At 75.1% G+C, this 20,922-nt stretch carries 12 protein-coding genes and 1 pseudogene; 10 read left to right on the plus strand and 3 right to left on the minus strand.

The annotated features are described in order from the left end of the window. Positions 1-378 precede the first annotated feature (378 nt). The 3 genes from ACFC0B_RS34465 to ACFC0B_RS34475 are packed head-to-tail and all read left to right on the plus strand — an operon-like array spanning position 379 to position 5,830. The gene (locus ACFC0B_RS34465) at positions 379-1,140 is read left to right on the plus strand and encodes a hypothetical protein (protein WP_376095126.1); all 762 of its coding nucleotides are present in this window, start codon (positions 379-381) and stop codon (positions 1,138-1,140) included. A gap of 47 nt (positions 1,141-1,187) precedes the next feature. Next, entirely contained in the window at positions 1,188-2,528 is a 1,341-nt protein-coding gene (locus ACFC0B_RS34470) for a lanthionine synthetase C family protein (protein ID WP_376095129.1), read from the plus strand. After that, a complete protein-coding gene (locus ACFC0B_RS34475) occupies positions 2,525-5,830 on the plus strand; it encodes a lantibiotic dehydratase (RefSeq protein WP_376095131.1) in 3,306 nt (1,101 codons plus the stop codon). Before ACFC0B_RS34470 ends, ACFC0B_RS34475 begins: the two co-directional genes overlap by 4 nt. A gap of 257 nt (positions 5,831-6,087) precedes the next feature. On the opposite strand, the gene ACFC0B_RS34480 is transcribed toward ACFC0B_RS34475, so the two are convergent. Then, positions 6,088-6,255 carry a hypothetical protein gene (locus ACFC0B_RS34480; protein ID WP_376095134.1) on the minus strand — a complete coding sequence of 56 codons (168 nt, stop codon included), beginning with the start codon at positions 6,253-6,255 and terminating at the stop codon, positions 6,088-6,090. 173 nt (positions 6,256-6,428) lie between these two features. Here ACFC0B_RS34480 and ACFC0B_RS34485 point away from each other — a divergent pair, with 173 nt between their 5' ends. The 4 genes and pseudogenes from ACFC0B_RS34485 to ACFC0B_RS34500 all read left to right on the plus strand — a co-directional run bounded on the left by ACFC0B_RS34485 (position 6,429) and on the right by ACFC0B_RS34500 (position 10,762). Further along, the gene (locus ACFC0B_RS34485; protein ID WP_376095137.1) at positions 6,429-6,932 is read left to right on the plus strand and encodes an N-acetyltransferase; all 504 of its coding nucleotides are present in this window, start codon (positions 6,429-6,431) and stop codon (positions 6,930-6,932) included. Between the two features lie 198 nt (positions 6,933-7,130). Continuing rightward, positions 7,131-7,376 (plus strand): annotated as a pseudogene (locus tag ACFC0B_RS34490) (hypothetical protein); the annotation flags it as partial. 128 nt (positions 7,377-7,504) lie between these two features. Next, entirely contained in the window at positions 7,505-10,144 is a 2,640-nt protein-coding gene (locus ACFC0B_RS34495) for a tetratricopeptide repeat protein (protein ID WP_376095140.1), read from the plus strand. 258 nt (positions 10,145-10,402) lie between these two features. Next, complete coding sequence (locus tag ACFC0B_RS34500) at positions 10,403-10,762, plus strand: helicase associated domain-containing protein (RefSeq protein WP_376095143.1); 360 nt, start codon at positions 10,403-10,405, stop codon at positions 10,760-10,762. Positions 10,763-11,025: 263 nt separating this feature from the next. Here the strand turns inward: ACFC0B_RS34500 and ACFC0B_RS34505 are convergent, their stop codons facing one another. Then, positions 11,026-11,625: a hypothetical protein gene (locus ACFC0B_RS34505; RefSeq protein WP_376095146.1), complete on the minus strand. Its 600-nt coding sequence runs from the start codon at positions 11,623-11,625 to the stop codon at positions 11,026-11,028. A 1,053-nt stretch (positions 11,626-12,678) separates the two neighbouring features. Between ACFC0B_RS34505 and ACFC0B_RS34510 the strand changes: the two genes are divergently transcribed. Together ACFC0B_RS34510 and ACFC0B_RS34515 are read left to right on the plus strand one after the other, a co-directional pair. Next, positions 12,679-14,010 carry a hypothetical protein gene (locus tag ACFC0B_RS34510; protein ID WP_376095149.1) on the plus strand — a complete coding sequence of 444 codons (1,332 nt, stop codon included), beginning with the start codon at positions 12,679-12,681 and terminating at the stop codon, positions 14,008-14,010. 504 nt (positions 14,011-14,514) lie between these two features. Beyond that, positions 14,515-16,143, plus strand: a complete 1,629-nt coding sequence (locus ACFC0B_RS34515) for an alpha/beta hydrolase (RefSeq protein WP_376095152.1) — start codon at positions 14,515-14,517, stop codon at positions 16,141-16,143. Positions 16,144-16,209: 66 nt separating this feature from the next. On the opposite strand, the gene ACFC0B_RS34520 is transcribed toward ACFC0B_RS34515, so the two are convergent. Next, positions 16,210-19,467, minus strand: a complete 3,258-nt coding sequence (locus ACFC0B_RS34520; protein WP_376095155.1) for a BTAD domain-containing putative transcriptional regulator — start codon at positions 19,465-19,467, stop codon at positions 16,210-16,212. Positions 19,468-19,990: 523 nt separating this feature from the next. On the opposite strand from ACFC0B_RS34520, the gene ACFC0B_RS34525 reads away from it, so the two are divergent. Next, a complete protein-coding gene (locus ACFC0B_RS34525) occupies positions 19,991-20,602 on the plus strand; it encodes a hypothetical protein (RefSeq protein WP_376095158.1) in 612 nt (203 codons plus the stop codon). The last annotated feature ends 320 nt before the right edge of the window (positions 20,603-20,922 follow it).

Consider the following 20,922-nt stretch of genomic DNA (forward strand, 5'->3'; position numbering starts at 1 on the left):
GTCGCGGACGGCCTGGTGGGGGTCGACGTCGGTCAGCGTGGTCAGTCCGACGCGGTCGAGGGCGGCGTGCAGGGTCGATCAGGCCTGCACGACCGCCTCCGGCACGCGCCCTGAACCGTGCGGGTCCCCGAACCGTGCGGGTACGGACGAGCGGGCCCACAATGGAAGGAGAGACAGGACCGAAAGTGACGCAGAGTTAACACAACCGGCACGGTTTCCCGTCCCGGGGCCTGTGTCCTCGTGAGCTTCAGCACGCCGCCGGACCGCTGACAGGCCGACGGCGCGGCACTCACACCCCGGGAACGCGCACGCTGCGCAGCCGTCGCCGGCGCAGAAGCGGACACGACCGCGACCGCGCCAGTAGCACCCGAGGTTGACATGGCTGGCAAGAACTCCGAACCCGGCGGGCCGAACGGTATCGGCGACCGCCCCCAGGACGACTTCGTGGCGAGGAACCTGGCCGATCCGTCGCAGCGGCCGGCCAGGACGCTGACGCTCAGTGGCCTGCTGGGCGACAGCGACCGCCCCGGATACCGGCGGCTGTACTTCAACAAGCAGCTTGACTACTACGCCGAGTTCGCCTCCGCGGACGTGCTGGCGGTGGAGGACGTCGGCAGCGACCAGCCGCCGTTCGTCGGACTCGACGCGACGAAGGTCACCCTGAGTCGCGATGCGACGGTGCACTTCACCCGGGTGGAGTCGGCCGCTCCCCTGGACGAGTTCGACCTCGACCTGCGGCTGGCACAGCCGCGCCGCACTGGGACGGTGCCCACCACGCAGCCCTCCGAGCCGCAGACCTTCGAGGCCGAGTGCCCCGGGCCGACGTTCGGCGACTGCGCCACCGAGTTCGCCTGCGCCACCGACGTCGACTGTCCGACCGGAATCACCGTCTGCAAGCCGCGCACGTGCCGTTGCACGGAGAACGCGACGTGCGACACCTGCGCGGGCGCCACCTGTGAGAACACCTGCTTCCAGCAGACCTGCGCCACCTGCGGCGAGAACACCTGCGCCACGTGCGGCGAGGCCACCTGCCGCACCTGCGCGGGTGCCACCTGCGCCACCTGCCACACCTGCCGCACCTGCGACACCTGTAACCCGCACGTGTTCACCTGCGGCCCGAACCCGCGGTGCCGCCAATGAGGACCCCTGGGACGGCATCCGCCGCGACGCCGCCGACCGCGTCGGCGGTGGCACCGGGCAGCGGCGGGTGGGCGCCGCGGCTGGGGCCGGCGGCCGCCCGGCGCGCGCTCGAAGCCGCCCGGCTGATCGCCGACCGGGCCACCAGCCCCCCGCGGGTGCGGGCGGCGATCGAACTCGCCGCCCGGCAGACCGCGTTCCCCGGATCGGTGCACTGGGACCCGGTGTCGCTGGCGCAGGGTGATACCGGCCAGGCGCTGCTCTGCGCCCAGCTGCACCGCTGCTTCCCCGCCGAGGGCTGGGACCGCACCGGACACGCGCACCTCACGCGCGCGGTGGCCGCGCTGGAGCAGCGCGGCGGTGCCCCGCCGAGCGTGTCCAGCGGGCTGAGCGGCGTCGCGTTCTGCGCCGCGGTGCTGGGCGACGGCCGCGGCTACCGGCGCCTGCGCCAGGTGCTCGACGCCCGGATCGCGGCGATGAGCCTGGCCGGGGCGGCGGCGCTGCGCGGGCGCAGCGGGGTGCCGGTGTCGTCCTTCGACCTCATCTCGGGCCTCAGCGGCGTCGCCACCCACCTGCTGCCCGCCGGTGCCGACCGGCCCGCGCACCCGGCGCTCGCGCCGGTGGTGCGCGCACTCGCCGGCCTCGCCGGCCCCGGTGAGTGGCCGCCCGCCTGGTACACCCCGGCGGCGCTGCTCCACGACGAGGAGCAGGCCCGCGCCTATCCGTTCGGCAACCTCAACTGCGGTCTGGCGCACGGCATCCCGGGCCCGCTGGCGGTCTTGGCCCTGGCCATGCGCAGCGGGGTCGAGGCCGAGGGCCTGCGGCCGTCCGTGCGCGAGCCGGCCGGGGGGCTGCTGGCCCACCGGCTGGACGACGCGGCCGGACCGAACTGGCCCGCGGTCGTCCCGCTGGGCGACGGCGGCCCCGGCCTGCGCGAGGGCCGGGTGGACCGCACCACCCGCAGCGCGTGGTGCTACGGCAGTCCGGGGGTCGCCAGGGCGCTGTGGCTGGCGGGCAGCGCGCTCGGCGACGAGGGCCTGTGCGCGGTGGCGGTGCGGGCGATGGAGGCCGTCTACCGCCGGCCCGTGCCCGAGCGCCGCATCGACTCCCCGACGTTCTGCCACGGCGTCGCCGGGCTCCTCCAGGTGACGCTGCGCTTCGCCGACGACACCGGGCTGCCCGTGTTCACCGAGGCCGCCGCCGCTCTCACCGAGCAGATCCTGGCGCACGTCGACCCGGCGCGGCCGATGGGGATCGCGACGGTGGAGCCGGCGGGCAACCTCGTCGACCAGCCCGGCTTCCTCGACGGGGCGGCCGGGGTCGCCCTCGTCCTGCTCGCGGCCGCGACGGACCGGGAGCCGGTGTGGGACCGCGCCGTGGCCCTGTCATGACCGCGAACCCGAACCCGGCACCGAACCCGGCAGCGGGCCCGGCAGCGGGCGGGGGCGCCGGCCCGGCGCGAGGCCGTACCCGGCGCACGCCCGCCGCCGCCCGTGGCCGCGCCCCGCTCTACGAGCCGGCCCCGTGGCTGATCGTCCGCACCCCCCTGCTGCCCGCCCGCACACCGAACGCCGCCACCACCGCCACCGCCACCGCCGCGGACCCGGCGAACCCCGCGAACCCCCGTGACAGCCTCGCCGACCCGCGCGTGCGGCGGGCCCTGGCCGTCGCCAGCCCCGACCTGCTCGACGCCCTGCAGCGCACCGGGGCGAGGGCGCGCGACGCCGCCCGGGCGGAGCTGAAACTGGCCCGCTACCTGATCCGGATGAGCACCCGCCCCACCCCGTACGGCGCGTTCGCCGCCGTGTCCCTCGCGGGCTGGGGCGAGCGCACCACCCTGGCCGTGCGCAACGACGCCGACCGCATCCGCACCCGCCCCGACATGGGCTGGCTGACCGACCTGTGCCTCTCCCTCGACGACGACCCCGCCGCCCGTGCCGACAGCCTGTGGACGGCGAGCGCCCGCGCCGTCGAGCGCCACGGGCGGCTCGCCCTGGCCGACGGCGGCCCCGCGCAGGGCACCGGCTCGGTCCGTCTGACCCCCGCCGTCCGCGAGGCACTGCGCGCCGCCCGCCACCCCGTCCCGTACGCCGTGCTGCGCCGGCACCTGCTGGAACACACCAGCGGCAGCCCCGAGCAGGTCGAGCGGCTGCTCGCCGACCTGTGGCGCCAGCACCTCCTGGTCACCGACCTGCGCGCCGCGCTCACCACCGACGACCCGGCCGAAGAGCTGCGCCGACGCCTCGCCGAGCGCCCCGCCTGCGCCCGGGCGGCCGCTCAGCTCGCCGACCTGCTCGCCGAGATGGCCGACCTCGACCGCGCCCCGGACGACCAGGCACCGCGGCGGGCCCGCGGCATCGCCCAGCGCGCCCAGGACATCCACCCGGCCGACGGACCGGCGTTCCAGACCGACATGGCCCGGCCCGTGGACGGCGACCGGATCAGCGCCCGCGTCGGCGAGGACTGCGCCCGGGCGGCCGAGCTGCTCCTGCGCCTGTCGCCGCAGCCGCTCGGCAGCGCCGACCTGTCCGCCCACCGCGCCGCGTTCACCCGGCGCTACGGCCACGACCGGGAGGTGCCCCTGCTGGAACTGCTGGACGAGCACACCGGGATCGGCCCGCTCGGACACACCCACGGCGCCCGTCCGGCACCGGCGCCCGAGGCGGCCGCGCGGCGCGCGAGCACCCTCACCGACCTCGCCCTCGGCGCCCTGCGCGACGGCCGGCGCGTCGTCGACCTGACCGACACCCTGCTGGCCGCCCTCCAGACCCGCGACCCGGCGACCGCGCCCGTACCGCTGTCCCTGGAACTGTCCGCGTTCGTCGCCGCCGCCTCCCGCGAAGCCGTGGACCGCGGGGACTTCCTCCTGGTCGTCGGACCGAACCTGGGTGCCAGCAGCGCCGGCCGCTCGCTCGGCCGGTTCGCCGGACTCCTCGCGCCGCAGGGCCCGGCGGCCCTGCGCAGCCTGGGCGAGGCCGAGTGCCGGGCCCGCCCCGACGCCGCGCTGCCCGTCGAGGTCGTCTACCTGCCCGCCAACCACCGCATGGCGAACGTCGTCGTGCGCCCCGCCGTCCACGAGTACGAGATCGTCCTCGACGTGCCCGCCGGGGTGCCCGCCGAGCGGGTCGTGCCGCTCGACGACATCCTGGTCGGCGTCCGCGACGACCGCTACCGGCTCCGGTCGCGCCGTCTGGACGCGGTGCTGCGCCCCACCGCGCGCCACATGCTCAACGCCCATCAGGCGCCCGCCGTCTGCCGCTTCCTCGACGAAGTCGCCCGCGACGGCGCGCCCGAGTTCACGGCCTTCGACTGGGGCCCGGCGGCCGGCTTCCCGTTCCTGCCCCGCGTGCAGTACGGCCGGATCGTGCTGGCCCCCGCCCGGTGGCTGCTGCGCCCGGCCGCTGCCGACGGCCATGACGGCGGCCATGACGGCGGCGAGGACCGGACGGCCGACGCCGGGGCCTTCGCCGCCCACGTGGCCGCCTGGCGCGCCCAGTGGTCGGTCCCCGCGCGCCTCTACCTGACCACGGCCGACAACCGGCTGCTGCTCGACCTCGACGACCCCGCCCAAGTCGAGCAGCTGCGCGCCGAGGCCGGGCTGCTGGTGCTCCAGGAGGCACTGCCCGACACCGCCGACGCATGGGTGCCCGGCGCGGACGGCGTCTTCATGAGCGAGCTCGTGGCCCCGCTCGTCCTGCGCCCGCAGCCGGCACCACGGACGGCACCCGAACCGCGCACCGAACCGCGCACCGAACCGCAGGCCGCGCCCGTACCGGCGATCGCGCACGCCAACGGCCACCCTGTCCCGGTCCGCGACCGGCTGCGCCTGCCGGGCAGCGACTGGCTGTTCGCCAAGTTCTACGGCGACCGCGACCAGGAGGACGCCCTGCTGGCCGGCCCCCTGGGGCGCCTGTGCGAGATGGCCGAGGTCTCCGGGCTCGCCCGGCAGTGGTTCTTCATCCGGTACGCCGACCCCGACCCGCACCTGCGCTTGCGCTGGAAGGGCGACCACGACGCCCTGACCCGGCACCTGCTCCCGGAGATCGCCCGGCTCGCCGCCCAGCTCACCGAGGAGGGCCTGGTCTCCCGGCTGGTCATCGACACCTACGACCGCGAACTGGAGCGCTACGGCGGCTCGGAGGGCACCGACGTCAGCGAACAGGTCTTCTGCGCCGACAGCCGGGCCGTGCTGCGGCTGCTCGGCGAGACCGGCCCGAACTCCCCCGTCGACGCCGACCTGACCGAGCTGGCCGCCGTGAGCACCGACGACCTGCTCGCCGGGCTCGGCCTCGGTCCCGAGGAGCGCCTGCGCTGGTACACCGAGCAGGCCCGGCAGTTCCACGGCTCCGCCCGCCGCCAGGCCGGCGAGGACTACCGCGTGCGCCAGCGGCGCCTACGCGCCCTGCTCGGCACGCCCGGGGGTCCGGCCCTGCTGGGCGGCGCGGTGCAGGAGATCCTGGGCCGGCGCCGCGACGCGCTCGCCGAGGCCGTCGACCGGCTGTCCGCCCTGGAGACCGCCGGACGCCTCACCACCGACCGCGACCGGCTGCTCGGCAGCTACGTCCACCTCCACTGCAACCGGCTGCTGGCCGGGCGCCACCCGTCGGAGGGCCTGCTGGTCCAGATACTCCAGCGCACCCGCAAGGGCCTGAGCGTCGAACCGGCGCCCGCCCCCGCCCCAAGCCCCGCGTGACGCCCCCTGCCCGCCTACAGCCTGGCCGCCGAGAAGGTGTCGCGCCGGGCGGCGGGACCGTAGCGGGCTCTCGGGACAACCGACGCCGTAGCAGAGCCCGCCCCACCAAGGATGCGGCGAGGCGGGCGAGGTCGTCCTCCCACGCCGGCTGGTCGGCGAGCGCCGAGGACGACGCCAGGCGCGCCCGGGACAACACCGGACTCGCCGACCACGGTGGTGGTCGGCGCCTTCGCGTGCCGGAGAAACCCGCGCTCAGTTCAACGGGGAGGGTGGACCAGGACCCCGCCCGGGACAGGAACACAGCCCGTGCCCCGGGGCAACTGCTCGACCACCCCGACGTTCTCCGCCCGGCCGGTGCCCAGCACTCTCCGGAAGTGGCCGTCGCCGTACAGGATGACGCCCGCGTCGGCCGCGGTACCGGTCATACGGACCACCGGGTCCGCGATGAACCGGCCGCCGGCCTCCGCCGCTGCCCGTCACAGCCGGTACGGCGTGGTCGAGGAGGCGGCTTCGTCAGCCCGGCATGAGAGCAGGGCCTGGCGGTATACGGGGAAAATCCGGGGGACCGGCCGGCCGCACGCTGCTACGGTCGGTCGCCATGAGCTGGCTTCCCGATGACTTCGTCCACCCCGTCCTGGTACCGCTGCCGGGCGGTGGCCACCACCTGCGGCCGATCCGGGAGGCGGACACCCCGCTCGACTATCCGGCTGTGATGGGTTCGCGCGAGCGGCTGTGGACCATCTTCGGCCCGGCCTGGGGCTGGCCCGCGGCCACCATGACCTACGAGGGCGACCAGGCCGACCTGTTGCGGCACGAGAAGGAGATCGCCGCACACCAGTCCTTCAACTACGCGCTGTTCGACGCGGCGGAGACAGCGCTGCTCGGCTGTGTCTACATCGACCCACCGGAGAGGGCCGGCGCGGACGGCGAGATCTCCTGGTGGGTGGTGGACGAGCTGGTGGGCAGCAAGGTCGAGCAGGCCCTCGACGCGCTGGTGCCGCAGTGGATCGCCGCCGACTGGCCGTTCGAGCAGCCGCGCTTCCTCGGCCGCGAGATCTCCTGGTCTGACTGGCTCGCCCTGCCGGAGCACCCCGACGCGTAAGTGGTTGCTGCCCGTGCCGATCTCGACGGCTGTCGATCGAACGGGAGTCACGATCGGGTGACTGCGGCGGCTTCCGCGCGTGAAAGCAGGGCCTCCAGGCAGCTCCGGGGTGCGATCTCATTCCGAGTGGTTCCCGGAGGCCCTGTTGTCCTTGACGTACGTGCCCGAGCAGGTTGACCTCAACCCGCCCGCCGTGTCATGCGCTTGCCTCGCGCACCTGTACGGCATCGCGGCCGACCATCCGGACCGGGTGCGCCGGTATCCGTCGGACAATGGCGGACGCGCAGTGGGCGGCCGTCCGGCCGTTGCTGCCGGTGCCGGCCCGGTTCCAGGGGCGGGGTGGCCGGCCCGAGGGCTACTGCCTCCCGGCAGCTGTTGGACGCGATCCGCTACCTGGTCGCGGGCGGGATCCCGCGGCGGGCGATGCCCGCGGACTTCCCCGCATGGGTCCGGGTCTACGCCTGCTTCCGCCGCTCGCACGAGCACAGGCTGATCACCGAGTTCCACGACCGGCTGCGCGGGACGGCCCGTGAGCGCAAGGGCCACGAGGCCGAGCCCACAGCGGGGATGACGTGTTCCAAGCCGGCCGGGACCTCACCGTCAACAACAGGACCACCACGCCCGCTGCCGAGGTCCGGTGGCCGGTACTCGTCGGCCGGATCCCCAACCTCGCCGGGTACTTCCAGCAGCGCCCCGAGAGCGAGATGCTGCGAACCGCTCTCGAAGGCGGTGGGAAGCCGGCGGTGCTGGGCCAGGTCGTCACCGGGACCGGTGGTGTGGGTAAGACCCAGCTCGCCGCCCACTACGCCCACCAGGTCCTGCAGACATCACTCACCGCCGCGGCCGGGTCGGCGGCGGTGCCCGGACCGGCGACGCCGGGCGCTACCGGCGCCGATACGGGCCCGGACGGCGATGGGGCCGGCGGGACCTCCCCGGCGGCTTCGGTGCGGCGGACGGCTCCGGTGGACCTGGTGGTGTGGGTGAACGCGGCCACGACGAACGCCATCACCACCGCTTACGCCCAGGCGGTCCGCGCCGTCACCCCCGGCCGGTACGACGGACAGGACGCCGACGAAGCCGCCCTCGGCTTCCTCACCTGGCTCCAGGTCTCCGGTCGGCGGTGGCTGATCGTCCTCGACAACGTCCCCAACCCGGCGGCGCTGACCGTCCTGCGGCCACCCGACACGGAGAACGGGCGGACGGTGGTCACCACCCGCAGCCGCCACGGCGCCTGGACCACCAGGACCCGCACCCTGCTCCCGGTCAACCTCTACACCCCCGAAGAAGCCCTCGCCTACCTGCGATCCGCCCTCGACAACCCCGAGCGCACCGCCTCGCGCGGCGCGGACACCGACGAGCAGCTCACCGCTCTGGCGCAGGATCTCGGGCACCTGCCCATCGCGCTGGCCCAGGCCGCCGCCTACCTCAACGACACCGCCCGCGCTGTCCCCCGCTACCGCGCCCTGCTCGCCGACCGCGCCCGCCGACTGGAACAGAACCTGCCCGACCGCACCGGTCTGCCCGACCAGCAGCAGCACACCATCGCCGCCCTGTGGGACATCTCCATCGAGCAGGCCGACCGCACCCGCCCCGAAGTCCTCGCCCGGCCCCTGCTCGAACTCGTCTCCGTCCTCGACCCCGACGCCGCCCCCGACACCGTCCTCACCACCGAAGCCGCCCGCACCTACCTTGCCAGGGTCCGGAAGACGTCGACCGGCGAAGCCATCGGACCGTCGGCGGAGAACGACGACAACGCCCCCGTGACAGCGTCACCGGGCCGGACGGACAACGAGATCCGCCTCCCCGTGCCCGTCAGCCAGGAGGACGCCGAGGACGTCCTGCGCGTCCTGGACCGCCTCAACCTCCTCGACCACACCCCCGCACAAGCCGCCACCGGCCCGGGCACCGGCGGGGAGGCGAGCACCGCCGACGACCCGCCCGGCGGCAGGTGGGGGGCGGTGCGTGTCCACCGCCTCGTCCAGCACGCGGTCCGCGACAGCGCGCCCGGCCGCGAACGCCGCGCCCGCCTCGTGCGAGCGGCCGCCGACGCCATCGAGCAGGCCTGGCCCGCCGAGGACCATCACGACCGGAACCTCGCCGCCGTCCTACGGACCAACACCGCCACCCTCGCCGCCCACGCCGGCGACCACCTCTGGCACCCCGACGGCCACCCCGTCCTCTTCCGGGCCGGTGACAGCCTCCTGCACGCCGGGCTCCACACCACCGCCACCTCCCACTGGCAGCACCTCACCGCCGCCGCCGAACGTGCCCTTGGACCCCACCACCCCCACAGCCTCACCGCCCGCAACAACCTCGCAACCTCCTACCAGCAAGCCGGACGCACCCAGAAAGCCATCGACCTCCTGCGGCAGGTCCTCGCTGACCGCGAACGCGTCCTCGGACTCCACCACCCCCACACCCTCAGCACCCGCGGCAACCTCGCCCATGCCTACTGGCAGGCCGGACGCACCGACGAAGCCATCACCATCGAGGAACAGCTCCTCACCGACTATGAACGCGTCGTTGGCCCCCATCACCCCCAAACCCTCACCGCCCGCAGCAACCTCGCTTCCTCCTACCGGCAGGCCGGACGCACCCAGGAAGCCATCGACATCGGCGAGCAGGTCCTCACCGGCCGCGAACGCACCCTCGGCGCGCACCACCCCGACACCCTCACCACCCGCAACAACCTCGCCCACTCCTACCGGCAGGCCGGACGCACCCACGAGGCGATCACCCTCCAGGAACAGGTCCTCACCGACTGCGAACGCACCCTCGGCGCGCACCACCCCCAAACCCTCACCATCCGCGGCAACCTCGCCACCTCCTACCAGCAAGCCGGGCGCACCGGCGACGCCGTCGCCCTGCTGCGAACCGTGGTGGAGGGACGGGTGCGGGTTCTGGGGTCCGGCCATCCGGGCACGGCGGGTGCGCGGGTGGCGCTGGCGGGGATGCTGGCCGGACGGGGGCACTCTCTGCTGCCCGGTGACGCGGCGGGCGCGTGGCGGGACGCCGCTGAGGCGGTCCAGGCCGTCGGCCCCTACTTCGCCGACAACCCCGGCATGTACGGCCCCGTCCTCGGCCGCGCCTACCGTCTCGCCGCCGATGTCCTCGACGCGGACGGGCAGTCCGACGCCGCCGCCGAGTACCGCCTGCGCGCCTTCTACACCGCAGGAGCGGCGGCGTCCCAGCGCGCCGGGGGCCACAGCTGAGTCCTGGGGGCCGGCCGCACACGCGCCCACAACAGGTCACCAGCCGTGAAGACGCGGGCCTCGGTCGGCGGCTACGCGGTCGGCACCTGGCTCTCCGAGCTCCGGGCCGCCGCCGCGGCAGTGTCGGCCGTCCAGCCGGGAGCGCTCGCTGCGGAGCAGCGGGCCGTGTTGGAGAGATCGTCCCGTGGCGAGCCCGACCTGGCCCGTCACCCGGCAACACACCGACGCGGTGGCCCGGTTGGGGGTGGCTGGACACCGATGGGCTGGGCTGCCCTGCCCCTGGACACGGTGTACGAGGGCGAGCAGCTCGGCTGGTGGGTGCAGGCGCAGCGGGCCGACTGGCCGGGGCTGGAGGAGGACCAGCGGGACCTGCTGACAGCGATCTGCATCGAGGAAGACCAGGAGCTGGCGGCCGCGAAGGCCGCCGCCGCGGCGAAGCCGAAGGTGTCCCGTGGGGACCGGTTCGCCCAGGGCCTGGCCGCCCTCGCCCGGTTCGTCGAGCGGGAGCGGAATGCCCGGGTGCCCCGGCCCCACCGTGAGCCGTTGGAGATCGTGGAGGACGGCCCTGACGGCGAGGACCAGGTCGTGGTGCACCAGGTGACGCCGGGTTCTTCTTGAACAACGCCAAGGCGAGACGGGCGAAGCTGACGCCGGGCCAGCTCGCGCAGCTCGCCGAACACGGCGTGGAGTGGGCGTAGAACCGGCCGCAGTGTACAAGGCGCTGGTCGTGACGGCGCCGCGGGCGCCGGAAGCGGTGGCGGGCGCGCCGCCGCGGCGCGCCCGCGGGCAGCAGGGTGGTGGCCCGCACCCGCGTGCCGCGCAGACCCTCCTCGATCCCGGTGTCGGTGGTGTGGAGACCGGTACAGCATGCGGATGATCGGTCACCTCCTTTGGAGCACGCGTTCGAGCCGGCCCTCACTCGTGATGAATTCCTCGTACTGGTCGACCACCCACGCGCCGCCCTCCTCCACCAGGCGCAGCGCGCGGTGGTAGTGCTTCCCCGTTGTGCTGACCTCGAAGGTGATGAACACCCCGTAGCCGGCGGGGTGGGCGTCGAGGCCGGCAGGCAGCTTGATGACTTTGCCGGCGGTGGCCGGACCGGTGGCGCTCGGTGTCGGGGAGGGCGGCGCCTCGGGGGTCGTGCTGTCGGTGCCGGTGGGCGGCTGAGCCGGGGCGGGGCGGGGCGGGGTGCTCGGTGGCGGGGTTGTGGCGGGCGGCGGGGTGGTGTTGGTGGTGACGCAGTCGTCGACGGTTCCGCCGCGCAGGAGGGCGGAGCTGAGGGTGCAGGCGGTCCGCCAGTCGCCGCGGTTGACCGCGTCCTGGTAGGTCTGGGCAACCGTCACAAGCGCGGCCGTGGAGGTCGGGGCCGGAGTGGCGGTGGGCGCGGGGTTCCCGTCGTTGCCGGTCGAGGCACAGCCGGCCACGACGAGGAGGGCGGCGGCGAGGCTGAAGGAGCGGACGGTGTGCTTGTGGACAGTCACATGCTCATCCAACCTGATGACCATGCCAGTTGGTGTCGAGGCCGAGGAACCGGGTGCCGCAGTGGGTGCATCCCGCCGACCGGATCACCGCGTTCCTGCCCGACCCGCAGTGTCGAGGACGCGGCCCGGATCGTTGCCGGGATGACGCCGTCCGCCCAGGCCGCGCACGTGCCCACCTCGCGCGTCGCCCCGACGCGCTGGTCAGCGGAGCGTCCGATGCCGCGTGCTGCGTCCAGGCCCTGATCGGACGATCTGCCGCGACCGCGCCGGCTCCCTCCGCGACGGTGCCCGAACGGGTGCGCCGCAGGCCCAACAGGTCGCCGACGCCTGGCACCTGCTGCACAACCTCGCCGAGGCCGTCGAGCGCGTCATCGGCCGCCACCGCGCCGACGTGCGCGAACCCCTTGCCCTCGGAGGAAATCAAGGTGACATGCCCCGTTCCGCGACTGCCGGCCCGAACGAGCTGGATGTCCACGGCAAGCCGCGTCCCCTGGGTCGCCCGCACTCGCGAGCATCACCAGCAGATCCACGAACGCATCGAACGCGGCGACAGCCTGCGTGCCATCGCCCGTGAACTCCGTCTCAGCCGCGGCGGGACCGGCCCCTGCGGCCGGACGGGGTCGCGCAGTGCGCAGCCTGCGGTCACACCTGCCAGGAACGGTCCGCCTCGGCACGAGCCAGTTCGGCGTCGTACTGACCCGCGTCGAAGTGGAACTCCGGCAGAGGGGAGGGATCGGGGCCGAGCGCAGACGTCCGCGGCAGCTCCCCAGCGCGACCACCGACCGGCATCGGAACCACCCGCCCAGGCCGAAGGACCGGTACCCGCCCCCGTGCGCGTCCTGCACCACCCGCACCGGGCCGTGCCCCCGTTGCCGCCGCGCTGTCACAGGACGGTCCCCGCTCGGTGAACGGAGGCCGATCGCCGTTCCCAACCACGGCCCGCAGCGCCATTCTTGGGCTGGCGACCGGACGTCACGACCCGTCCGGACGAAGACGGAACGCCGGCCCCGGCCCCGGGGACGGGACCGTCCGGGCGCGAGCCTAGGGGGACGGATGAGATCGGTCACGGTCATCGGCGCCGCCACGGTGCCGGACGAATCCCCGCCCGAGTGGATGTGGAGGGTGATCCGGGGCGGGCAGCACGTCGCCGACGCGCTCGGCATCCCCATCCACCTGACCACCGGGGACCCGTACACCGCCTTCGGTGTGATCGTCATGCCGGTCCTGCTGGTGCTCATCCTCGTGGGCGTCCAGGCCGGGGCCATCGCGCGCGCCGTCACCTCCCGGGACTTCTGGGACGACACCGGCCGCCTGCTCGGCGTGGCGCAGTTGCTGCTGCTCGTGCTGGCCTACGCGTTCGGGGCGGGAGGGCAGTCCCGCTCGTTCGGCGCCGCCGTCGGGGACATCCTCTCCGGCCAACTGCCGGACCTGCTGCCGATGGCCGTCGCGACCCAGTGGCTGCTGCTCTCCGTGCTCTGGCTGGCGGTGGGCACGTCCGCCGGAGTCCGCCGCTCGGACCTGACCGCCCCGTTCGACGCCGTCCGCAGCATGGCCCTGCTCGCGGTCTTCGTCGTGGCGTTCACCGCCGCCTGGATGGCGCCGCCCACCGGCGAGGGAGCCGCTGGACGACTGCCTGCGGCAGGCGCGGTCGCCGCCGTCCTCCTCGTGTTCGGCTACCTCAGCGCCGTCAGCCGCGGACACGAGCTGCGGCCGCACATCGTGCGTCGGCGCCGCGAGGCGCTGGAACACAGTTTCCGCAGGCGCGGTGAGGCACCGGGGCGCGGCGTGGAGAACCGGCCCGAGGAGGCGTTGATCGCCGCGCTGCTCGCCCGGGGGCAGAACCGGGCCGTGCCGTCGGCGGGCAGCATCTGGCGACCCGCTCCGGCCCTGGTCCTGCGGATGTGCCTGCTCTGGGCCGTGCTGTTCGGTGTGCCCGCCGCGGCCGTCACCTGGATCTTCAGCACCGGGCGCTTCCCCCCGCCCGACCTCCCGGGCGTCCTGCGCGTCGAGCTGGCCGTCCTGTCCGTCATGGTGCTGCTGATGGTGTTCTCGTTCCGGCGCAGCCTCGACGGTCGGATCCGGGTGTCCCCGGCGGTCCCCCGGCTGATCGACCTCAGCCTGCTGCTCTCGGTCGGCTGGCTGGGCCTGTCCGGCGCCTGGAGCTCCCCGGTGACCCTCGGCCCGCTGCCGGCATGGGCGGTGGCGCTCGGGCCGCCCCTGGTCATCGCCTCGCTCGTGCTCCTCCTCGGCGTCCTCCCCCACCGGCGGGAAACCCCGCGCCTCGTCCCCGCCCTGATTGTCGCCGTGGTCGCGGGACCGCTTGTCCTGCCCCTGCGCTCGGCCCTCGAACACCTCCTGGGCGGGATCGTGCACGTGCTCGGGTAGGCCAGGCCGACGCCGCACACCCGACACGACCCGACCGGCGCACCCGGCCGACCGCGAGGCCGCCCCCACTTCGGGAAGAACACCCCGCACACGGCCCGGCCCCGGCACGCGGCCCACGCCGACGCCCTCGTCGACAGCTCCATCGCCCACGTCGACCGCACCGCCGCATGGACCCGGACTCGCCCCGATCCCGTCCGGCCGGGCCCGCCCTCACATGTTCCGCCGCACGATGGCCATGCTCACCGACCGGTTCCCCGGCTCCGAGACCACCCTCGGCAATGGCCTCGACAACCCGGCCCCTGCTTCCCAGGGCCGCAGCTGAGGTGGCGGGCAGCGGGCCGCAGTGGCGCGCCTCCCCCCGCCCTGCCGGACGGTGCCTGAGCCGTTGCCAGCGGGATGCCAGCGGTCTGGCAGCGTGGTGCGGAACTGTCGCATGTGCCGGGCGATGCGCCGCGACCGAGGAGCGCCCACGACTGCCCGGCCCGTCGACGAAAGGGCACCCGCGTGACTCGCACCTCCCCTCCCACCGGCCCGGCCGCAGGACCGCGCCGGCCCAGGGCCTCCCGCACCGCGAACCGGCGGGAGGCAGTCTCCTGGCGGCTCGTCGCCGGTACCGCCGCAGCCGTGCTGCTGGCCGCGGCGGCACCGACAACCGCGGTGGCCGCGCCGGACACCACCCCGGTGCCGCGACTCGCCTGGGCGGCGTGCGCCGACGGATTCGAGTGCGCGACCGCCCGCGTCCCGCTCGATCACCACGACCCGCGCGGCGCCGGGATCGACCTCGCCGTCATCCGGCACCCGGCGCAGGACCGCGCCCACCGGATCGGCTCGCTGTTCTACAACCCCGGTGGCCCGGCCGTGCCCGGCACCATGGCCCTGCCCACGACGCTCGGCCAGTTCCCCGAAGAGGTGCGCCGGCGCTTCGACATCGTCAGCTTCGACCCGCGCGGCACCGGTGGCAGCGCATCCGTCCAGTGCTTCGACGACCCGGCGGACGAGCAGGCCCTGCTGGCGGGCACCGCCGCCGGCTACCCCGAGAGCGCGGACCAGCAGAAGGCCTGGGCCGACGCCTACCGGCGCCTCGCCCGGCAGTGCGCGGCCCGCAACCCCGACCTGCTGCCGCACATCTCCACCGCGAACGTGGCCCGGGACATGGACCTGCTCCGCAGGGCGGTCGGCGACCGCCGGCTCAGCTACCTGGGCACCTCGTACGGCGCCTACCTCGGCGCCACCTACGCCAACCTGTTCCCCGGCAAGGTCCGCGCGCTGGTCCTCGACAGCGCCCCGGACCCGGTCGCCTGGTCGACCGGCCGCGGAGACCAGGCCGCCACCACGGGCACCCTGCTGCGCAACGGCAGCGACGTGGCCGCCGCCCGCGTCCTCGACGCCTTCCTCGACCAGTGCGGCCAGGCCGGCCCCCGGACCTGCGCCTTCTCCGCCGGGACGGCCGCCGCGACCAGGGCCAGGTACGGCGAGCTGCTCCAGCGGCTGCGCACCCGGCCGGTCGCGCTCGACGGGGCGACCGTCACCGCCGGCTCGGCCGTGGAGGCGACGATCACCTCGCTGTACGCCACCAACCCCGTCGCGAACCTGCCCACCGGCTGGACCCGGCTCGGCACCACGCTACAGGCGCTCTGGACCGCCACCGAGACCCCCTCCGCGCCGGGCACCCCGCTGCCGCCCGTCCCCCGCCACTCCCCGGACCAGGCGCTCGCGCTGGTCTGCTCGGACAGCGCCAACCCGCCCGCCCGGGCCGACTGGCCCGCCCTCGCCGCGTCCGCCCGGGCCCGCTCCGGCGAGGCCGGCCCGTACTTCACCTGGGCCGACGAGCGCTGCGCCGACTGGCCGGCCCGGGACCGCGACCGCTACGACGGCCCGTGGAACCGCCCGACCGCCCGACCGGTCCTGGTCGTCGCCAACACCGGTGACCCGGCCTTGCCGTACGAGGGGTCCCGCGCGATGGCCCGCTCGCTCGCCCGCGCGCGGCTGCTGACCGTCGACGGCTACGGCCACACCGTGCTGTCCAACCCCAGCGACTGCGCCGCCGAGCACGAGACCCGCTACCTGATCGACGGCATCCTGCCCGCCCCCGGTACGGTCTGCGCCCCCACCAAGCCGCCGTTCAGCGGCTGATCACACATCCGGCCGACCGCGCACCCACCCCGGGGGCGCGGCCGGCGTGCCACCGGGGGGGACCGGTCAGCCCGCCTCCAGGGCCAGCGACTCCGGTCGCGACAGCGCCCGGCCGTGCTCCCAAGCAGCCCGGAAGCCGGCCTCCCCGAGGGCCTCGGCGCAGCCGTCCAGGACGGCCCGCAGCTCCGGATCGCCCGCGTCATGGGCCCCGCGCAGGCCGTACGCGGCGCCCAGTGCCGCCGCACCGCGTGCCACCTCCCCGAGGCCGAGGCAGTACTCCGCGAACCCCTCCAGCACGTCCGCGCGCACCGGCTGGTCGCCGCTCCTGGCGGCCAGCTCCAGGGCCCGGCGGTGCAGCGCCCCGGCCGCGTCCGACGCGCCGCACCGCTGCCGGGTGCGGGCCAGGCTGGTGTGCAGCAGGGCGAGCAGGTGCAGGCGCGCGGGGGCGCCGGGGCCGGTCGCCGGCAGCCGCTCGAGCCGCCGCAGCGTCTCCTGCTGGCCGTGCAGCGCCGCCTCCAAGTCACCCCCGCGCCGGGCGAGTTCGCCGAGCGCGTAGCGGGCGGCGGCCTGCAGGTGCGGGTCCCCGGCCCGTTCGGCTGCGGCCAGCGCGCGCTCCAGGTCGGCCCGGGCCGCGGCGGGTTCGCCGCAGCGCGCCCTCAGTCGGCCCGACAGCAGCAGGGACAGCGGCGCCTCGCCGGAGCCGCCCATCTCGGCGTCCCGTTCCCCGGCCTCCGTCAGCGCCGCGAGGGCCTCGTCGGCCGCGCCGGTGACGGACAGCAGCGCGGCGAGCGTGACCAGTGCCATGGCCAGCCCCCAGCGGTCGCCCAGGGCGCGGAAGCCGTCCACCGCGGTCCGCAGGCAGTGCTCGGCGTGCCCGATCCGGCCCGCGCCCAACTCGATCCGGCCGAGCACCAGATGGGCGGCGGCCCGCATCCACCGGTCGGGGTGCTCGGCGTACCGCTGCGCCGTCGCGCCCACGGCTTCCGGCGGCCCCGCCAGGGCGAGCAGCAGCGCGGCGGCCAGGGCGACCGGGTGATCGGCCCGCTGTGCCGTGACCAGCGCCGCGCTCATCGCCTCCGGTGGGATCCCGGACCCGCCGCTCTCCCGGAGCGGGGCGGTGAGCTGGGCCAGGATCACGCACAGGGCGTGTGCCTGCTCCAGGCTGGGCGGCGGAGTGCGGCCGTGGGCGGCGAGAACGGCCACCGCCCGCTCACCGGCCTCACGGCCCTGGCCGCGCATCAGCCAGGGCCAGGCCCGGGCGGCGGTCAACCGCAGCGCGTGCTCCGGCGGGCCGACGGCGACCGCCCGGCCCAGTGCCGCGTTCAGGTTGCCCTGCTCCGCGTCCAGCCGGGCCAGCCAACCGATCTGGCCGTCCGTCCGCAGCCGGCGTTCGGCGTTCTCGGCGAGCTCGACGAAGCAGCGCAGGTGGGCGGCGCCGGTTCGGCCGTCCTCGCCGGCCTCGACGAGCCGTTCGGCAGCGTAGGCGCGAACCGTCTCCAGCAGTCGGTAGCGCACCGTGCCGGTCTCCCGCCCGGCGGCCGTGACCAGGGACTTGTCGACCAAGGAGGCCAGCAGGTCCTCCACGGCCGTCGGGTCGGGCGCCGGCCCACTCGGCCAGGTGTCGGCGCAGACCAGGTGCGCGTCGGGGAGGGTCGCTCCTCCGGCGAAGACGGAGAGCCGTCGCAGCAGAACGCGCTCGTCCTCGTCGAGCAGCTTCCAGCTCCAGTCGATGACGGCGCGCAGGGTGCGGTGCCGGTCGGGAGCGGTGCGTGAGCCGCGGTCCAGCAGCCGGAGCCGGTCGTGCAGTCGCGCCGCGACCTGTCCGGGGCTCAGGGCCCGCAGCCGGGCCGCCGCCAGTTCGAGGGCCAGCGGCAGGCCGTCCAGCTCGCGGCAGATCCGGACGACCGGCTCGACGGTGTCGTGGTCCAGCGTGAAGCCGGGGCGGGCTGCGGCAGCCCGTTCCGTGAAGAGGTCGACGGCCGGGTGCGCGAGCGCTTCCCGGGCGGTGGATCCGGGCGCGGGCACGGCGAGCGGTGTCACCGGCCAGAGCGCCTCGCCGGTGATGCCGAGCGGTTCGCGGCTGGTGGCCAGCACGGTGAGCCGGGGCGCGGCGGCCAGCAGGCCCTGGGTCAACCGGGCCGCGTCCTCGATCAGATGCTCGCAGTTGTCCAGGACGAGCAGGACCTCACGGCCCTCCAGGGCCCGGACGATCCGGTCGACGGGATCCCCGGCCTGGTCGCCGGCGGGCAGGCCGCCGGCCAGCACACCGGCCTCCGCCGGACGGCAGAGCGCGATCAGCACGGCCTCGACCACGGCGTCCGGCCCGTTGACGCCCGCGAGTTCGGCGAGCCGTACGTCCGTCGCGGGCGGGACGGCGCTCGCGGCCGCAATCGCCAGCCGGGTCTTTCCGACACCGCCCGGCCCGGTCAGCGTCACCAGGCGGGAGCGGTGCAGTCGCTCCCGAACCGCTGCCAGCGCCTCCTCGCGGCCGACCAGGGCGGTGAGCCAGCGGGGTAGTGCCGCCCGCCCGACCGGGTACCGGGCAGCAGCCGGGGCCGGCCTGGGCACCGGCGACTTCGCGCCGGACAGCACCTGCAGGTGGGCGTCCCGCAGTTCGGCCGACGGGTCTGCACCCAGGTCCTCGGCCAGCGCCCGCCGGGTACGTTCGAACACCTCCAGCGCCGCCGCCTGCTGCCCGTCCGCGTGGAGCGCGCGCATCAGCCTGACGGCGGCCCGTTCGCGCAGCGGGTGGGTGACACAGAGTCCGGTGAGCTCGGGGACCAGCCGCGACAGCGCTCCGGTGCTGCCGAGGGCGAGCAGGGCGTCTGCCCGGTCCTCGACCGCCGCCAGCCGCAGCTCCGTCAGCCGGGCCGCCGGCGCGGAGCCGAAGCCGGCGCTCGCGGCGTCCGTGAACGGTGCCCCGCGCCACAGTTCCAGCGCCCTGTCCAGCAGCGCGACCGCCTCGGCGAACCGGCCCGCCGTCAGCGCCGCCCGCCCCGTGGCCACCCGCTGCTCGAAATCCCAGGCGTCCACGCTCGCCCGGGGCAGATCCAGCAGATACCCGGCGGGGTGCGAACCGATCACCGCCCGGTCGCCCCCCAGCGCCCGGCGGAGCCGGGAAACCAGGGACTGCAGGGCGCCGGCGGGCTCCTTCGGCGGCGTGTCCGCCCACAGGTCGTCCACCAGACGCTCACGGGTGACCACGCGCCCGGGGTCGAGAGCCAGCCGGACCAGCAGCAGCCGAAGCCGCGCCCCGCCGACCTCGAAGGCCGCCCCGTCCCCACCCCGGACAACCTGAAGCGGCCCCAGAACGTTGATCCGCACCTCGCCCGCCCCTCGCCCGGCACCAGCCGGCATCCAAGATCAATCCAAATCATTATCCCGACGTCCCACCAGGCCCGGACGGCAGGGCAGGATCCGACGCGAGGTCTCATGGGCGCACCGCGGGGCGGCGTGGAGAACGGCCCGGACCAGCGGGACGCGGTGACCTCCAGGCGCAGGTGACGACCTCGGCGACGTGCTCGCCCGGATGGTCGGCGACGACCAGGCGGCGCAGGTCGAGGCCGTAGCCGGCGGCCGCGGCGAGGCCGAGGTCGGGCAGGCCGACGGCTTCCCTGTTGAATCGGCGTGTCCGAGCCTTAGCCTGTCCCCCTAGGTTGATCAACTCGGCGGGGGTGTCATGACCGGGGGCAGGGCTGTGGACGAGAGCGGTCGAGCAACGAAGGACCCGGTCTCCGGGGAACCGGTGTCCGAGGGCAATGCGGCACAGGGGGCGGCGGGTCCGCCGCCCGCTCCCCCGCAACCCACGGCGCCACCCCACCCTCCACGGCCCACCCGGCCCCCGCAGGTGCGCACACCCCCGGACCGGCCCCGCTGGTCGCGGCGCAAGCGACGGACGATCGCGCTCGGACTGCTCACGGCGGCGGTGCTGCTCACCGCACTGACCTACGCCGCGGCTCAAGCCGCTTGGTACGGCGGACTGGTGGTGCTCATCGAGGTCTTCTACCACCCGCTGCCGTACGGCGCCGCGGTCCTGGTGCTGATTGTCCTCGCCGTCCTGATCGGGATCCGCTCCCGGATGACCAGGACCCTGCTGCTGGTCCCGCTCCTCGGCTGCGCACTGCTGGCCTCGCCCCTCGCACTGCTCGTCTTCGGCAGCATGCCGTACAAGACCGCGGACCGGCCGGCTCCCGGCCGCTCCGACCGCAGCCTGGTGATCCACGAGGGCGCCGCGATGATCGATCCGCTCTGGTGGGTCTCGGTGGACGCCGGCTCCGGCCTGACCGCACGACGGTGGCCGGTCGGCTACTTCAACGGCGACGCCCCCGACAACGCACTGACCTCGGCAGAATGGGACGGACCCGACCGGATCAAGCTGGCCACCCAGGACGGCCAGGTGTTCGTGGTAGCCCTCGACCCGGAAACCGGCCGGCCCGAGCGCCAGGTACGAGCAGGCTGAAGGCCCGATCCTGAAATGACGAGGATCTCCATCGCGTGGACCCGACCGGCATTGTGTGAACGCCTCGGCCAGCAGAGCCTGCCCGTGCCCTGCTACGAGGACGACTCGTGTTCAACACGCTGACTTGACGGGGGAAGACGGCGGCGGTCCAGGCGTGCGGATCGGCCGTCGCCGGACCTGCGGCGAGCGCGATCAGCAGGCTCATGTCGGTGGCCTCGGTGATGGTGCATCGCCTGGACGGCCACCGCCGCCCTGCTCACGCGGTCGCCTCACCACCAGGGCCGGCGAACAGGCCTCGGACGTGCTGCTCGATCTGGTCG

The sequence above is a fragment of the Kitasatospora sp. NPDC056184 genome (assembly GCF_042268405.1).
Taxonomy (GTDB): domain Bacteria; phylum Actinomycetota; class Actinomycetes; order Streptomycetales; family Streptomycetaceae; genus Kitasatospora.

Excerpts from the sequence above, each read along its gene's own strand:
- ACFC0B_RS34465 (WP_376095126.1), top strand. The coding sequence starts at position 379 with ATGGCTGGCAAGAACTCCGAACCCGGCGGGCCGAACGGTATCGGCGAC.
- ACFC0B_RS34475 (WP_376095131.1), top strand. The coding sequence starts at position 2,525 with ATGACCGCGAACCCGAACCCGGCACCGAACCCGGCAGCGGGCCCGGCA.
- ACFC0B_RS34480 (WP_376095134.1), bottom strand. The coding sequence starts at position 6,255 with ATGACCGGTACCGCGGCCGACGCGGGCGTCATCCTGTACGGCGACGGC.
- ACFC0B_RS34485 (WP_376095137.1), top strand. The coding sequence starts at position 6,429 with ATGAGCTGGCTTCCCGATGACTTCGTCCACCCCGTCCTGGTACCGCTG.
- ACFC0B_RS34500 (WP_376095143.1), top strand. The coding sequence starts at position 10,403 with ATGGGCTGGGCTGCCCTGCCCCTGGACACGGTGTACGAGGGCGAGCAG.
- ACFC0B_RS34510 (WP_376095149.1), top strand. The coding sequence starts at position 12,679 with ATGAGATCGGTCACGGTCATCGGCGCCGCCACGGTGCCGGACGAATCC.